Origin of the sequence: Mycobacterium sp. ELW1 (genome assembly GCF_008329905.1) — a bacterium.
GTDB lineage: Bacteria > Actinomycetota > Actinomycetes > Mycobacteriales > Mycobacteriaceae > Mycobacterium.
This window is the reverse complement of record NZ_CP032155.1, coordinates 167579-182293: the sequence shown is the minus strand read 5'-3', so window position 1 is coordinate 182293 and position 14715 is coordinate 167579. Positions and strand designations below refer to the sequence as shown.

At 67.9% G+C, this 14715-nt stretch carries 15 protein-coding genes and 1 pseudogene; 10 read left to right on the top strand and 6 right to left on the bottom strand.

What is annotated here, in order from left to right:
- The first annotated feature begins 21 nt into the window (after positions 1-21).
- Entirely contained in the window at positions 22-642 is a 621-nt protein-coding gene (locus D3H54_RS00890) for a TetR/AcrR family transcriptional regulator (protein ID WP_149377446.1), read from the top strand.
- Here the strand turns inward: D3H54_RS00890 and D3H54_RS00885 are convergent.
- Together D3H54_RS00885 and D3H54_RS00880 are read right to left on the bottom strand one after the other, a co-directional pair.
- Entirely contained in the window at positions 639-1817 is a 1179-nt protein-coding gene (locus tag D3H54_RS00885) for a zinc-dependent alcohol dehydrogenase (RefSeq protein WP_149377445.1), read from the bottom strand. The genes D3H54_RS00890 and D3H54_RS00885 overlap by 4 nt on opposite strands.
- A 53-nt stretch (positions 1818-1870) precedes the next feature.
- Positions 1871-2326, bottom strand: a complete 456-nt coding sequence (locus D3H54_RS00880) for a hypothetical protein (protein WP_432246565.1) — start codon at positions 2324-2326, stop codon at positions 1871-1873.
- Between the two features lie 163 nt (positions 2327-2489).
- On the opposite strand from D3H54_RS00880, the pseudogene D3H54_RS00875 reads away from it, so the two are divergent.
- The 3 genes and pseudogenes from D3H54_RS00875 to D3H54_RS00865 form a co-directional block, all read left to right on the top strand.
- A pseudogene (locus D3H54_RS00875) lies at positions 2490-2672 on the top strand (BatC protein); the annotation flags it as partial.
- 12 nt (positions 2673-2684) lie between these two features.
- Positions 2685-3890 carry a cupin domain-containing protein gene (locus D3H54_RS00870; protein ID WP_149377443.1) on the top strand — a complete coding sequence of 402 codons (1206 nt, stop codon included), beginning with the start codon at positions 2685-2687 and terminating at the stop codon, positions 3888-3890.
- The gene (locus D3H54_RS00865; protein WP_149377442.1) at positions 3887-4810 is read left to right on the top strand and encodes a ferredoxin family protein; all 924 of its coding nucleotides are present in this window, start codon (positions 3887-3889) and stop codon (positions 4808-4810) included. The genes D3H54_RS00870 and D3H54_RS00865 overlap by 4 nt, the downstream gene beginning before the upstream one ends.
- Here D3H54_RS00865 and D3H54_RS00860 read toward each other — a convergent pair.
- Positions 4758-5213, bottom strand: coding sequence for a PPOX class F420-dependent oxidoreductase (locus D3H54_RS00860; RefSeq protein ID WP_149377441.1), 456 nt, complete (start codon positions 5211-5213; stop codon positions 4758-4760). The two genes, D3H54_RS00865 and D3H54_RS00860, sit on opposite strands and share 53 nt — an antisense overlap.
- 66 nt (positions 5214-5279) lie before the next feature.
- Between D3H54_RS00860 and D3H54_RS00855 the strand changes: the two genes are divergently transcribed.
- From D3H54_RS00855 to upp, 5 genes are all read left to right on the top strand, one after another.
- Positions 5280-6323, top strand: coding sequence for a zinc-binding dehydrogenase (locus tag D3H54_RS00855; RefSeq protein WP_149383270.1), 1044 nt, complete (start codon positions 5280-5282; stop codon positions 6321-6323).
- A 39-nt stretch (positions 6324-6362) separates the two neighbouring features.
- Complete coding sequence (locus D3H54_RS00850; RefSeq protein WP_149377440.1) at positions 6363-7010, top strand: TIGR03085 family metal-binding protein; 648 nt, start codon at positions 6363-6365, stop codon at positions 7008-7010.
- Between the two features lie 85 nt (positions 7011-7095).
- Positions 7096-8370, top strand: a complete 1275-nt coding sequence (locus tag D3H54_RS00845) for a GTP cyclohydrolase II (RefSeq protein ID WP_149377439.1) — start codon at positions 7096-7098, stop codon at positions 8368-8370.
- Positions 8370-9587 carry a URC4/urg3 family protein gene (locus D3H54_RS00840; protein WP_149377438.1) on the top strand — a complete coding sequence of 406 codons (1218 nt, stop codon included), beginning with the start codon at positions 8370-8372 and terminating at the stop codon, positions 9585-9587. The genes D3H54_RS00845 and D3H54_RS00840 overlap by 1 nt, the downstream gene beginning before the upstream one ends.
- Entirely contained in the window at positions 9587-10216 is a 630-nt protein-coding gene (gene upp / locus D3H54_RS00835; RefSeq protein ID WP_149377437.1) for a uracil phosphoribosyltransferase, read from the top strand. Before D3H54_RS00840 ends, upp begins: the two co-directional genes overlap by 1 nt.
- Positions 10217-10262: 46 nt before the next feature.
- On the opposite strand, the gene D3H54_RS00830 is transcribed toward upp, so the two are convergent.
- On the bottom strand, positions 10263-11807 hold the full coding sequence (locus D3H54_RS00830) for a multicopper oxidase family protein (protein ID WP_149377436.1): 1545 nt from the start codon (positions 11805-11807) through the stop codon (positions 10263-10265).
- A gap of 126 nt (positions 11808-11933) precedes the next feature.
- Here D3H54_RS00830 and D3H54_RS00825 point away from each other — a divergent pair, with 126 nt between their 5' ends.
- Entirely contained in the window at positions 11934-13112 is a 1179-nt protein-coding gene (locus tag D3H54_RS00825; RefSeq protein WP_286199067.1) for a sensor histidine kinase, read from the top strand.
- Positions 13113-13125: 13 nt separating this feature from the next.
- Here D3H54_RS00825 and D3H54_RS00820 read toward each other — a convergent pair whose 3' ends face one another.
- On the bottom strand, positions 13126-13881 hold the full coding sequence (locus D3H54_RS00820) for a DUF305 domain-containing protein (RefSeq protein WP_210419629.1): 756 nt from the start codon (positions 13879-13881) through the stop codon (positions 13126-13128).
- Between the two features lie 145 nt (positions 13882-14026).
- On the bottom strand, positions 14027-14662 hold the full coding sequence (locus D3H54_RS00815) for a hypothetical protein (protein ID WP_149377434.1): 636 nt from the start codon (positions 14660-14662) through the stop codon (positions 14027-14029).
- Between the last annotated feature and the right edge of the window lie 53 nt (positions 14663-14715).

Here is a 14715-nt window from a genome sequence, read left to right as displayed (position 1 = left end):
GCCGCGCGGAAAGGAGCTCGGATGACCACGACAGTCGTTCCCGAAGCTCCTGCCGTCGGCCGCAACGACGACTTTCGGCGCCGACTGCTCGACGGGCTCGCCGCATCCATCGAAGAACGCGGCTACCGCGACACCACGGTCGCCGACATCGTCCGCTACGCCCGCACCTCCAAGCGCACCTTCTACAGCGAGTTCGCCACCAAGGAAGACTGTTTCGCCGAGCTGCTCACCACCAACAACGACGAACTCGTCGAGACCATCAGCGCGGCCGTCGATCCGCACGCGCCCTGGCATGAGCAGATCCGCCAGGCTGTCGTCACCTACGTCCAGCACATCGACGAGCGGCGCGCGATCACCTTGAGCTGGATCCGCGAACTGCCCGCCTTGGGCGAGTACGCCCGGCCCACCCTGCGCCGGGGGTTCGCCCGACTCGCCACGATGATCGTCGAGCTGTCCAACAACGACGGCTTCCGTACCGCCGGCTTACCGCCGATCTCGCATGCGATGGCGGTCATCCTGGTGGGTGGCCTGCGAGAGCTCACCGCGCAAACCATGGAGGACGGCGACCCCGCCACCGACATCATCGAACCCGCGCTGGCGGTCTCGCTGGCACTGTTGGGGCCGAAACCGGCCCAATCCTAAGGTTTCAGAACCACTTTGAACATGCCGTCGGCCTTCTTCTGGAACGTTTCGTAGGCCTTCGGGGCGTCCGCAAGCGGAAGCCGATGGGTGGCGAACGTGTCCACGCCGAGCGGGTCGTCGTCGGTCAGTAGCGGCATGATGTCGGGGATCCAACGCTTGACGTTGGCCTGCCCCATGCGGAGCTGAATCTGCTTGTCGAACATCACCATCATGTTGATCGGATCCGCGGACCCGCCGTAGACACCCGACAGGGAGATCGTCCCGCCACGGCGGACCACCGCGATCGCGGTGTGCAGTGCAGCCAGCCGATCCACTCCGGCGTTGCGCATGACAGCTCGTCCCAACGGCGATGGCAGGAATCCCGCTGCGGTCTGGGCGAATTCGGCGACGGGAGACCCGTGTGCCTCCATGCCGACGGCATCGATGACGGAATCGGCGCCCCGGCCGTCGGTCAGAGACTGAACGCGCTCCACCACATCGCCCTCCCGGAGGTCGATGACTTCGTCGCAGTAGGGGCGGGCCCGCTCAAGCCGGTCGGCCACCAGGTCGATGCCGATCACCCGGTACCGGTTGCGGTGTGTGGCCATCCGGCATGCCATCGACCCGATCGGCCCCAGTCCGAGCACCACCAGGGTGCCGCCGTCCGGCACGTCCGCGTACTCCAAGCCTTGCCACGCGGTGGGCAGCACGTCGGACAGGTACACGTAGCGATCATCGGACCCGCCGACCGGGACCTTGATGTGGGTGTAATTGGCTTGCGGCACGCGCAGATACTCGGCCTGCCCGCCGGCGACTTCGCCGTAGAGCTTGGAGTAACCGAACAAGGCCGCGCCGGTCCCCTGGTCGCGGTTTTGCGTTGTCTCACACTGGCTCTGCAGACCCTCACCGCACATGAAGCAGTGGCCGCAGGAGATGTTGAACGGAATCACCACGCGGTCACCGACTTTGAGCTCGGAAACCTGGTCGCCAACCTCTTCGACCACACCCATGGCCTCGTGTCCGAGGATGTCGCCCGGCGACATGAAGGCACCGAGTACTTCGTAGAGATGCAGGTCCGACCCGCAGATATTGGTACTCGTGACGCGGATGATCGCGTCGGTCGGTTCCTTGATCTGCGGATCGGGGACGGTGTCCACCGAGACGTTGCGCCGGCCGTGCCAGGTCACTGCGCGCATGGGGTGCTCCTCACACTTGGGGTCAACTGGCGGCATGCCCGTTCGGCACGGCCTCAAACACAGCGCGGAGTGACGAACGCGAACGGTCGCGGAAATCCCATCCGTGCCAGCCGACTGCGACGGATGTCATCGATATCGATGTCCAGCAGTGCACCGGCGGACGGTTCGTAACAACGCAGCGCGGCGCCCTCGATCTCGACCAGCAGCACCCAGTGCCGCGGCAGCACCGCACCGATCAGCATCGCCACCGGCCAACCCGCGGCCACCGCATCGCACACGTCGGCCAGCCGGTCGTCGCAGCGGGCCGGGCGCCAGCGGTACCGCACACCGCGAGCGAGGCTGTGCTCGGTCATCGCCCGTGCCACACCGGCCGGGGTGGCGCCCAGCGCGTGTGGCCACACGATGTTGACCGTGCGGTGCACCCGGGCCTGCTCGGCGTCGAACCACCGCTGCGGGTGCTCGGCCCGCAGCGGGGAGCCGTACTCGGCATCGATGAGTGCCCCGGCCATCACCGCCACACTGGGCCCGCAGCTGACGCCGTCGCGCTGGCGGGGCCACCCGGACACATCCATCTCGCTTCCGACGGTTTCAGTCGCTGTCGGCGCGGTAACTCCGTTCGCACCTATCCCTGCACACTGTGCCGTTCTCTTGCGGTTCGCGAAAGGATCTTTCATGGCGCTCAACGACGACGACATCACGACTTCCACCCCCGGCGGCGAGGGCACCGCTGACGGCGGCTCCAATCCCGAAGGCCACGATGGCGGTGCCGACGGCACGGCTGACGGCGGCGGTGAAGGACCCGCCGACGGTGGTTCGAACCCCGAAGGCCACGACGGCGGCGCCGACGGCACCGCCTGACCCGGTTCCATGCTGAGCCGCTGCAGTGCGGTCGACGCGCAGACGTTCGCCGACCAGTACTGGGGCCGTAAGCCGCTCCTCAGCTCGGCCGCCGACCTGCCCCGGGACTTCAGCGATCTGCTGTCTCCCGGGGCGGTCGACGAGCTGATAGCCGAGCGCGGTGTCCGGGCACCATTCATCAGGCTGGCCCGCGACGGCGAGATCCTCGCCAAAGACTGCTATCTCGGCCCGGCCGGATTCGGCGCGGAGATTGCCGACCAGGTCGACTCGGCGAAGGTCCTCGCCGAATTGGCCAGGGGCGCAACGGTTGTCCTACAGGGTTTACACCGGCTATGGCCGCCGGTGATCGACTTCGTTCGCGACGCCGTCGACGATCTCGGCCATCCCGTGCAGGCCAATGCCTACATCACACCCCCGGGCAACCGCGGCTTCGACCCGCACTACGACGTCCACGACGTCTTCGTACTACAGGTATCCGGGCAGAAGCGCTGGGTGGTGCACGAACCGGTCCACCACCATCCCCTACCCGACCAGCCGTGGACCCAGCATCGGGCGGCGATCGACGAACGAGTGTGCGGCGAGCCGGTGATCGACGCCGTGCTGAACGCCGGCGACGCGCTGTACCTGCCCCGAGGCTGGCTCCATGCGGCTCAGGCGCTCGACACCACGTCGATTCACCTCACCATCGGTGTCTCGGCCACCACCGGGCTCGACGTGGCGCGCGCCGTGCTCGACGAGCTGTCCCGTGTCGAGGCCTTCCGCCGATCCCTGCCCATGGGTATCGCAGCCGATCAGGACGAGACGGCCGCCACGGTCACCAAGGTGATGGCCGAGATGGTGGCGGCGTTGCGCGACAACGCGGCAAGCCTCAGCACCGGCGCCGCCGCGCGGCTGTCCGACCGGTACGGCGGGCTGACCCGACCCGTCGCGGTCCGTCCGTTGGCCACCCTGCGCGCAGCCGCCGACGCCGACGTCGAGGTGTGGTGGCGCCGTGGCCTGGTGGCCGGCCTGGACAGTTCCGACGGCCGGGTTGTTCTTCGGCTTCCCGACCGGACCATCACGTTCCCCGCGTCCTGCGCCGAGGCGCTGCGCGCGCTGCACCGCGGCGAGGTGGTGCGGTCCGCCGCGCTGCCGGGGCTCGACCCCGCTGACGGTGCGGTTCTGATCCGGCGCCTGCTCAAGGAAGCAGTCGTCGTCCCCGCCCCTGCGCCATGAGCAGAGCCGGGCAGGGCTGCAGCGACCAGTCGCTGGCCCGCAACGACCCGATGTACGGGACGGCCTCGGCCGGTACGTCGTGGCTGCTGCTCGAATTGGCCGGCGGCTGGGGACATTCGGCGTTCCTGGGCTCACCGTCGTGTATCGACCCGAAGCTGGGGCTGGCCGTCGTCCGGCGCGCCGAATCAGCCGGCATGCGGATCGCGGCGATCCGCAAGCACGGCCGCCGGGAGACCACGCCACGATGGCGCTGGTTCGTCGCGCAGTGCGCCGTTGGCAGCGAAGCGTTGTACGGCGGCGAGGTCACCGACCCGCGTGACTACCTCGACGTTGCGTTGGACGGCTCTGACGGCACCGCCTCGACCGACCCGCTCGTCGCGGTCTGCGCCCATGGCCGCCACGACATGTGCTGCGCCGTGCGCGGCCGGTCGGCTGCCGCGGCGATCTCGACCGCGTACCCCGAATTCGCCTGGGAATGCTCACATCTGGGTGGTGACAGATTCGCGGCGACGATGCTCGTGCTGCCGGTGGGGTTGTGCTACGGGCGGGTGGACCAAACCGACGCGGCCGAGCTGGTCAGCCGGTATTTGGACGGCCGGCTGGACAACCGATTTCTGCGCGGGCGCACATCGCTTCCCCACGCCGTCCAGGCCGCACAACATTTCGCCCGCGAGGCCTTCGGCGACGATCGCATAGCCGCCTTCCCCCCGTTGGAGGTCGAGTCGGGTGACGGCACCATCCGGGTGGTGCTCGGCGCCGATCCCGACCCGGTCGAGGTGGTGCTCAACGAGGAGCTCTCGGAGCCACTGCTGTCGCAATGCAGCGCCACCGCGCCGGGGCGGGTGCGGATCTACACCCTGGCCTCGCTTACGACGGAGGGAAGCCGCCCGTCGCCACGGGACCCCAGCGCTGCGGGGTGACCCGGATCAGGCACTTGCCCTGTTTGACCATCGCCTCCCGGTACTCGTCCCAGTCCGAGTGCTCACCGGCGACGGCGCGGAAGTAGTCGACCAGCGGTTCGACGGCGTCGGGCAGATCGATCACCTCGGCGGGCCCGTCGATCTGCACATAGGCGTCGTTGAACTCGTCGGAGAGCACCACCACGCTCGCTCGCCTGGTGCGGCGGATGTTCACCGACTTGGCGCGACGCGGATAGCTGGCGATCACCAGTCGGCCCTGCTCGTCGACGCCGCCGGTCACCGGGGAACTCTGCAGAGAGCCGTCCGCGCGGAACGTGGTCAGCACCATGCGATGGCGGGGTCGGACGAACTCCAGCAGCTGATCGAGGTCCACGGAGTCGGCGGTGGCGATCTTGGGCGACATATTCCCCACTCTAGGCCTGATCCGGGCGGCACCGGGCGTACGTTTGTCTTTCGACCTCAGGAGGACATCATGGGCACCATGCGGGCGGAACGCTTCTACGCAGACACCAAAACGGTTGTGCTGGAAGATGTCCCGATCCCCGAGCCAGGCGAGGGTGAGGTCCTGGTCAAGGTGGCGTTCTGCGGCATCTGCCACTCCGACCTCAGCCTGATCAACGGCACTTTCCCCGCCCAGCGTCCGGTGGTGACCCAGGGCCACGAGGCGTCCGGAACCATCGCGAAACTCGGTCCCGGCGTGACCGGCTGGTCCGAGGGTGACCGGGTGGTCGTCGCCGCGGGCCGGCCCTGCGGGCAGTGCGTCAACTGCCGGCGCGGAGACATGGCCACCTGCCTGCGGTTGCAACTGATGGCCTTCGCCTACGACGGCGCCTGGGCGGAATACACCGTCGCGCAGGCCGCGGGGCTGACCCGCGTACCGGACAACGTGCCACTGGAGCAGGCCGCGATCCTGGCCGACGCGGTATCCACCCCGTTCGGCGCCGTGGTCAACACCGGCAAGGTGGTCATCGGGGAATCGGTCGGGGTCTGGGGCGTCGGTGGCGTCGGCACCCACATCGTGCAACTGGCGCGGCTGGTCGGAGCGGTTCCGATCATCGCGGTCGACCTCAACCCCGCGGTCCGCGACCGCGCGCTGGAGCTCGGCGCCGATTACGCATTCGACTCGCGCGACCAGGATTTCGCCGACAAGCTCGCCGAGGTCACCGGCGGGCGCGGACTCGATGTCGCTTTCGACGCCGTCGGATTGAAGGTCACTTTCGAGCAGGCGTTGAACTCGCTGACCGGCGGTGGCCGGCTGGTGGGGGTGGGCATGAGCGCCGAATCCCCGACCGTGGGGCCGACGTCGATGTTCGGTCTGACCCGACGTCAGGTGCTCGGACATCTCGGCTACCACAACAAGGACATCGAGACGCTGGCTCAGCTGGTGTCCCGTGGCCGGTTGGATCTGTCGCGCTCGATCAGTCAGATCATCCCGCTCGAGGACATCGCCGACGGGATCCGCATTCTCGATACTGGCGAAGGCAATCCGATCCGCGTGCTCGTCCAACCGTGAACGACGGGGCAGATCGTATCGCCGAGCGTGCGAGGGTTCATGCCGAGCACTGATCCGCCGTTCGACGCTCGGGAGCGGGCGACGCTGTGCAACCTCTTCGACCACCTCGGCCCGGACGCGCCCACCCTGCTCGACGGGTTCACCACCAAACGCCTTGCCGCCCATCTGCTGCTGCGCGAGCGCGATCCGCTTGCCGCGCCCGGCCTGGTTCTTCCCGGCCCTCCCGCGCGGTTGGCCGAGCGGCGTACCGCGGCAATCGTCGAACACCGGGAGTTCGGCTGGATTGTGGACCGGCTGCGGTCCGGTCCACCCTTCGGCTTCTTTCGGCTGGGCTGGGTGCGCGACTTCCCGAGCCTCAACGAGTTCTTCGTCCATCACGAGGACGTCCGGCGCGCGAACGGCCTGGGTTCCCGGGAGGACCTGCCGGCCGACCTGCAAGTGGCGCTCTGGCGAAATGTCGAGCGCGGCAGCCACTATCTGAGCCGCCGGGTGCGGGGCATCGGGGTGGACATCGTGTGGGGCACGCAACGGTGTCGGGCCCGCCCAGGTGATCCCGTCGCCGAGCTCAGCGGCGCACCCGGTGAGCTACTGCTGTACCTGTTCGGCCGTCAGACCGCGGCGCGCGTCGACGTCCTGGGGCCACCGGAGGCCGTCGCGGCAGTGCAGAACACGCGTTTCGGGATGTGATCGGCGTCCGCCTCTGGGCGCGAGCGTGACGTTCGGCAGAAAGTGACGATGGTGGCTAGGCTGGCGTCTTGCGGAAGGAGCGCACATGTCCGCCGAAGCGCCGTCACCGGCCGCGCCGAAGGGCCAGCCCGGGCATATCCGGCTGACATCGCATCGCGGCGCCGACGACGCCCCGCCGATCAGCTGGGGCGCGGCCACCCCCGGCGAGCGCGGTCCGCTGATCGGCACCACCAGCACCCGCAGTCACCGTAATGTCGTTGGTACGCATAGCGGTTCCTACAGCGTGTATCGCGCGCTGGCAGTCGCGGCCGGTGCGCTCTCGCGAGAGCATCGGGCGGATCTGACCAACACCGCACCCACCGACAGCATCGGCCCGTATCCGCAGTGGAGCCGTCCGGAAGCGATTGTCAGCCTTGACCCGTGGGGTGCGATGGTGGCCGACGCTTTCGCCGCCGAACTGGCCGCGGGCCACGACATCCGCCCGACCATCGCGGTGACCAAAGCTCACGTGATACTTCCGGAGATCGCCGACGCCATCGACAAAGGGCGGCTGGTCCCGGACGGCCGGTTCCTGCTGCCCGGCGGTGCGGCGCTGGTGACCAAGGCTGCGATCGAGCCGGTCTGGTATCTGCCCGGCGTCGCCGATCGTTTCGGGTGCAGCGAGGCTCATCTTCGCCGGGTCCTGTTCGAAGAGACCGGCGGCATGTATCCCGAACTGGTGACGCGCAGCGATCTCGAGGTCTTCCTTCCCCCCATCGGCGGGCAGACTCTCTACATCTTCGGCAACCCCCACGATCTCGCCGACCCCTCGGTGGAATTGACGGCCCGGGTTCACGACGAATGCAACGGATCCGACGTATTCGGCTCCGACATCTGCACTTGTCGGCCATATCTGACGCATGCGATCGAGGAGTGCATCCTCGGCGCCCAGCGCGGCGGGGTCGGGCTGGTCGCCTACTCCCGCAAGGAAGGTCGTGCACTCGGCGAGGTCACCAAGTTCCTGGTCTACAACGCCCGCAAGCGCCAGGAGGGCGGCGACACCGCCGAGGCATACTTCGCCCGCACCGAATGCGTTGCGGGAGTGCAGGATATGCGGTTCCAGGAGTTGATGCCCGACGTGCTGCACTGGCTGGGCATCCAGAGGATCCACCGCCTGGTCTCGATGAGCAACATGAAGTACGACGCCATCGTCGGCTCGGGGATCGAGGTCGGCGAGCGGGTCAACATCCCCGACGAGCTGATTCCGGCCGACGCCCGAGTCGAGATCGACGCCAAGATGGCCGCAGGCTACTTCACACCCGGCCCGGTCCCCGATGCCGCCGAATTGAAGAAGGCCAAGGGCCGCGGGCTGGAGCACTGATGGCCGCCGCCATCGAGGCCGACGTCGATAGCCCGGCGGGGGCGGCCGCGGCACTGCGCAGCACTCGCGCCGTCCGTGAGCGGGCCGAATTGTTGACCGAACGGGCCCGCGCCGGTGACTCGCGGTGGTTCAGCGTGCACGACGATGCACTGGACGCGGCCGCCGAACTGGTCGCCGAGGTCACCCGGCGGAACTATCCGGATCTGCAGGTGCCGTTCCACAGCCGGTGGCGCCATTTCGGGGCCGGCGGTGTTGATCGCCGGGCCGAGCTACTCAGCGGCGCCGACGCCACGGCGCTGGTCGACCTCACCGTGGTCAGCGTGCTGCTCGACGCCGGCGCCGGCCCGTCCTGGTCGTATGTCGAACCGGGGACCGGACTGCGGCTGAGCCGCTCAGAAGGCCTGGGGGTGGCGAGCTTTCACGCTTTCACCGCGGGACTGTTCTCCTCCGACCCGCGCGACCCGCTGCGGGTCGACGCCGCCGGGCTGGCCGGGCTCACCGAGCAGCGGCTGGCCGAGGCGTTTCAGGTCGACGGCACGAATCCGCTCGTCGGGCTCGGCGGCCGGGTGGCGATCCTGCATCGCCTGGGTGCGGTCACCGCCGCGGACCCGGAGGTATTCGGCGCCGAGGGCCGCCCCGGCGGATTACTCGGCGCCGTGGGCGGGAGATCGGTACCGGCGGCCGACCTGCTGTCCACGGTCCTGAACTCCTTGGCGCCGATCTGGCCGGGCAGCAGCATGATCGGTGACCAGCCGCTCGGGGACTGCTGGCGGCATTCCGCGCTCCAGGGTCCGGGTCTGACGGCGGGCTGGATGCCGTTTCACAAACTCTCGCAGTGGCTCACATACTCGTTGCTCGAGCCGTTCGACTGGGCCGGGGTGACGGTGACCGATCTTGACGAGCTGACCGGACTGCCCGAATACCGCAACGGTGGCCTGCTGCTCGACACCGGCGTGCTCCAGCTTCGCGATAGTACGGACGCCACCCGAAGTGTCAGCGTCTCAGACGAATTGGTGGTCGAGTGGCGGGCCTTGACCGTGGCGCTGCTCGACGAGCTGGCTCCCCTGGTACGGCGGCGACTCGGTGCCGACGCCGACCAGATGCCGCTGGCCCGAGTGTTGGAAGGCGGTACGTGGGCGGCGGGCAGGGAGCTGGCCCAGCGGCTGCGCGGTGGCCTCCCGCCGCTGTCCATCATCAGCGATGGCACAGTGTTCTGATGCGCGACGTCCACGTCATCGACCACCCGCTGGTGCAGCACAAGCTGACACTGATGCGGCGCAAGGTCACGTCCACCAACACGTTCCGCAGGCTGGCCAACGAGATGGCCACGCTGCTGGCCTACGAGGTGCTGCGCGACACCCCGACCCAGGAGATCGCGGTGGAAACCCCGCTGGAGACCACCACCGGCACCGTCATCGATGGCAAGAAACTGGTGTTCGTCGCCATCATGCGGGCCGGCACCGGCATTCTGGATGGAATGCTGACCGTCGTGCCGGGCGCCCGGATCGGACACATCGGGTTGTACCGCGATCCGAAAACCCGTGTCGCCGTGGAGTATTACTTCAAGATGCCCAGCGACCTGCACGAGCGTGAGGTGGTCGTGGTCGACCCGATGCTGGCCACCGGCAACTCGGCGGTGGCGGCGGTGGACCGCCTCAAGGAGTTCCGGCCCCGGTCCATCAAGTTCGTCTGTCTGCTCACCTGCCCCGAAGGGATCGCCGTCGTGCACGACGCCCATCCGGAGGTGCCGATCTACACCGCGGCGGTCGACAGGGGACTCGACGAGCAGGGCTACATCGTGCCGGGTCTGGGCGATGCCGGGGATCGGCTGTTCGGCACGAAATAGCTTCCGCGGCAGCGCGTCTCCGATCAAGATCGCCGTTCCTCGCCCGCTAGCCGGCATAGTTCAGGGTGGTCATCATGCCGGCTTCCATGTGGTAAGCGTTGTGACAGTGCAGCATCCAGACGCCAGGGTTGTCCGCGACCATCCTCACCACCACCGTCTGCATCGGTTTGACGATCACGGTGTCCTTCCGCGGTCCTGCGCTGCCATCTGGCTTGAGCACCTGGAAGGTGTGGCCGTGCAGGTGCATCGGATGCCACATCATGGAGTCGTTGACGAACGTCAGCGTCACGTTCTGGCCCTGGTGGACGCTCAGCGGAACCGTCTGGTCATAGGGCCGGCCGTTGATCATCCAGTCGTACCGCATCATCATGCCCGAGAGCCGAACCTGCAATGCGTGGTCGCTGGTGCCCGGCAGCTGGACTTCCGTTGTGGCAGTGAAGGTGTCGACCGTTCCGGTCCGCCCGGCGAGTTGCGGAGGCCGGAACGCGGCGTCCGGAGCGCTCCCGCCGCCGGTCGACAACAGCGCACGTGCGACAGCGTTCTTACCCTCCGCCGCGGCAACGAGCGGAAACACTCCGTCACCCGCGGTCACGATGACGTCGTAACGCTCACCCATACCCACCAGGAGCGCATCGACGTCCTCCGGCCGGACAGGGAATCCATCGGTGTGGGTGACGGTCATGCGATGCCCGGCCAGCGCGACCCGGAACGCGGTATCGGCGGCGGCGTTGATGATCCGAATACGAATGCGGTTCCCGGGTTTCGCGGTGAATGTCGTCGCGGCCGACGGGACGCGGCCGTTGATGATGTAGTACGGGTAGCTGACATCGCCGGCGTCACCGCCGAGCACGTCACTGGTTCCCACACCGCCGACGCCGGGGACGCCCGGCATCGATCCCATACCGCCCATGCCCGGCATGTGTCCCATGCCGCCCATCCCCGGCATCTGCATCTGCCCCATGCCGCCCATCGACTGCAGCCCCGTGAAGATCTGTTGCGGGCTGGTTCCGACGCCGGAGGTCCAGTCGTCGAGCATCACGATCCACTCGGCGTCGTAGCGTCCCGGCTCTGCCGGATCGTCGATGATGACCGGCACATACAAGCCGAAGTCGGTGTCCAGCCCGGTATGCGGGTGCGCCCAGTACGTACCGGGATGGGGGGAGCTGAACCGATAGGTGAAGCCGCTGGCGGGTGCGATGTTCGGACTGGCCGGGGCGGCGCCGTCCATGTCGTTGCGCAACGCGATCCCGTGCCAGTGCACCGAGGTCGGGTGATCGAGTCCGTTGTCGACGATGACCGCGATGTCGTCACCGACGTTGGCCCTGATCAGCGGGCCCGGGACCTGACCGTTGTAGGCCAGCGTCCGCGCCCTGGTCCCGCCGAGGTCGATGTCGGCAGGACCCGGGGCCAGGTGCGCGGTGACTGTCCTGCCGGTGTGCGGTCGGGCCGCCTCCGCCGCGGCGATCGCACCCGGCGACGCGGAGCCACCGGTGGCCCCGGGGTTGGTCGACCGACCGCAGGCCACCAACGCCGCGCCACCAAGTACTCCTGCCGCCAGAAAGCCGCGCCGAGTCAGCGCCTGTCGACTCATCACCAATCCTGTCTTCTCACGGGTTCGTCTCCCAGATTGCGGAGGACCCACAGCGGGTTTGGTGTTGGTTCTATGAAGATTCGCTCAAGACCGCGCCATGCCGCCCAGGCGCGGCACGATGAAGGCATGAATCTTCCCTCGCAGGCATCGCCGCACGTGCCGGTGACCGCGGTCAGCGGATTCGGCATGCGCCGGCGGCTGCTGCTCGCGCAGACGCTGGTCCTGTTGGCCGGCGGGGTGACCACGTGGGTGGTCGCATCAGTGGTGGGGCCGCCGTTGTTCCGAGAGCATCTCCACATGGCCGGCGTCGCCCATGATTCCAACGAGCAGTATCACGCCGAGCAGGCCTACCAGCACGCCACCGCACTCTCCATCGGAGTCGCGATCACGGTGGCCGCCCTCACCGCGCTGATCGCCACCGCTTACCTGAGCCGGCGGCTGCAGCACTCCGTCGCCGAGGTCTCGGCAGCCGCGTCGGCGGTGGCCGAGGGCCGCTACGACATCCGTGTCGCACCACCTCGACTCGGCCGTGAATTCGACGATATGGCAACAGCTTTCAACAAGATGGCAGCTCGGCTGCAAGCTGTGGAATCGAGCCGGCGCCAGCTGTTCGGCGATCTCGCTCACGAGATCCGGACACCGGTGGCCGTGCTGGAGGCCTATCTGGAAGCCGTTGAGGACGGCGTGAAGGTCCTGGACCAGCCGACGATCGCGATGTTGCGAGAGCAGACCGGCCGGCTGGTGCGCTTCTCCGCCGACGCCGCCGCCCTGGCCCAGGCCGAAGACGCTCACGCCACGATCACCCCGGGATGGGTCGATGCCGACGAGGTCGCCCGCTCCGTCAGCGCCGCGCTGGCCGACCGCTACGCTGCGAAGAACGTTGCACTGAGCATTCAGGTGAGTGAGGGCACCCGGTTCTGGGCCGACCGTCAACGCCTCACGCAGGTGTTGAACAACCTGCTGGACAATGCATTACGTCACACTGCGCCTGGCGGTCACGTTCGACTCGCCGCGGCGCCCGTGGGCAGCGAGGTCGTCTTCACGGTGAGTGACGACGGCGAGGGTGTTGCCGCAGAGCACCTACCGCACATCTTCGAGCGCTTCTACCGTGCCGACTCGGCGCGTAATCGTGACCGGGGCGGCTCCGGCATCGGCCTCGCGATCGCCAAGGCGTTGACCGAGGCGCACGGCGGCACCATCACCGCGACCAGCCCCGGCCCCGGGGAAGGCACCACCTTCACGGTGACGGTGCCCAGCCTGCCGGTCGCCGGAGCTCGCCGCGGCAATCAGCGCGAGTACGCGTGACTGTCTGCTCCGACTACAGGGAGCTCAGAATCTGATTCATGGTACCGATCTCCTTTTGCTGGCTGGTGGCGATCGACTTGGCGAGGGCGATGGCGTCGGCGAACTGGCCGTCCTTGATCTCGTTCTGCGCCATGGTGATTGCACCCTGGTGATGCTTGATCATCTGGGTCAGGTACAGCTTGCTGGCCTCGACGCCTTGGGCGTTCTGGAGTGCCTGCATATCGGCCGGGGACATCATCCCGTCCATACCTGGCATGTCATCCATTCCGGGCATACCCGGCATCGGCATGGTCGAGGTGGTCGGTGCCGCTGTGGGGGTGTCCGACCCGTGCATGCCGCCGTGGTCTGAGGGCGCGCTGCCGGTCGTACCGTTCATCCCCGGCATGTTGGTCATGCCCGGCATCCCGGGCATTCCCCACTGATTCAGCCAACCCTGCATCGTGTCGATCTCCGGGCCCTGCGCCGCCTTGATCTGCTTGGCCAGGTCCACCACCCGAGCATCGATGCCCTGCTTGGCCAGGATCATGTCGCTCATCTCGATCGCCTGCCGATGATGCGGAATCATCATGTGGGCGAACATCATGTCGGCCTGATTGTGCGCGGCTACCGGCGCCGTGGTCGAACTCTGGACAGTGGACGTCGCCGACGGCGACGCCGCGTCCTTGGTGCCCGAGTTGCTACACGCGCCGATGGCGGCAACCGCAGCCAACGCGGCCACCCCGGTCACCACAGTCCTGGCTTTGTTCACAACACATCCCTTTCGTCGCATCGGATCAGTCGATCCCCACCCAGCTTCACCAGGCTCCGGCAGGTGTGTCGTAGTGGTTCTGTGAAGATTCGATAAAGAACGCCCTCAACGAGGGCGCAGAACCGGTGCCGACATGGCGTTGCGATGCGTGTGTGTCGGGGAGCGGTTAGTCGTGGTGATCGTGCTGATGCCCGTCAGACCCGGACGGAGCGTGATCGCCGCCGGTGCTCAGCCCCATGTCCGTAACCGGTCGACCCGGCTCGGTGACCGCGGGCGTCGAGCCGTGATCAGTGACCCCGTGTGCCTCGTGCGCCGGGTCGCGTCCGGCCTCGGCGTCGACGGGCGCGCCATGGTGATGCTGGTGGCCCTGGAGGCCGGACGCCAGGCCGGCGGTGACGGCGAGCGCCATCACGGTGTTCGCGCCCACAAGTACCAGCGTCCGCCCGACACCCGAAAGAGCGGGCGCCCGGTAGCGCCGAAGCAACACCCACGCGGCACCCATGACCACGTAGCACTGCAGGAGGAGAACACAGATGCCTGCCGCTTCCACGGCCTCCGCCGCACCTGCGTTGGGACCGAACGGCGCACCCGCAGTCCTGGACACCACCCACAGGGCGGCGGAACCGACGTTGCCGGCGATCCCGGCCGCCAGCAACAGCCGCGTCGGTCGTGACCAGGCGAGAAATCCCCACGCGAGCTGGAAGCCCGCGATCGACGCGAAGAACACCCCGGCGGGCACCCAGTCCTTCCAGTGCATGGGCGCGACGGCGAAGTGGATGACCGCGGCACCGATCGACGCCACCGCCGCACATCGAGCGGCTAGTCGGTTATCGGTCTTTCTCGCGTCGTTCGCGG